Source organism: Bacillus sanguinis (genome assembly GCF_018332475.1).
Lineage (GTDB): Bacteria > Bacillota > Bacilli > Bacillales > Bacillaceae_G > Bacillus_A > Bacillus_A sanguinis.
Map to the genome: position 1 here is coordinate 1 of NZ_BOQB01000686.1, position 678 is coordinate 678.

The 678-nt window shown below is 30.5% G+C and carries 1 protein-coding gene; it reads right to left on the reverse strand.

What is annotated here, in order from left to right; genetic code table 11:
* Positions 1 to 34: 34 nt before the first annotated feature.
* Positions 35 to 655, reverse strand: a complete 621-nt coding sequence (locus KI369_RS29210) for a TetR/AcrR family transcriptional regulator (protein WP_212959073.1) — start codon at positions 653 to 655, stop codon at positions 35 to 37.
* Between the last annotated feature and the right edge of the window lie 23 nt (positions 656 to 678).

Genomic DNA, 678 nt, shown 5'->3' on the forward strand with positions numbered 1-678 from the left:
ATTATTCATATGTCTTTAAGTATTTCGTGTCTTTTTATTTTTGTGGAACAGAAAGACCATAGAAAAACATAGTGACAATATCTTGAATATGTTTTTCGCGATCGCCTTCAAGAAGCTGTGCCCCGAAATCATCACCTAATTTAGTGAACATTTGAATGTATAGCAACATCATTTCTTTAGTAAGGTGAGGGTTAATTTCACTTTTCTGTTGTGCTTGTTCTAATATTTTTAAATACCAAGGTAGGATTTTTTCGTTTTGATAACTATAAATAAACTCTCGGAGCTCTTCATCTCTTTGCATCATTTGTAGCAACATATCAGCTTGAAATAACCCACCAGTATTCATTTTTCTTACAATCATTTTTTGCATCATATCATGAAAAGGTAAATTTTCCGCTGCAAGATCTTTATAATATTGAAATTCAGATATAATAAATTCTTGTATAAGCTCCCGAAATAACGCATCTTTACTTCCGAAATGATTATAAATGGTAACTTGAGAAACGTTTGCTTCTTTTGCAATATGTTCTATTTTCACTTCATTAAATCCACGTTCTGAAAATAATAAGAAGGCTGCCTCTTTAATGGCACGTTTTTTCTTTTCTTTCACTTTTTCAAAGCCGTTCAATGCAATCACCTCAATTAAAATATACAAAAAAATACACGTAAAAACAATAT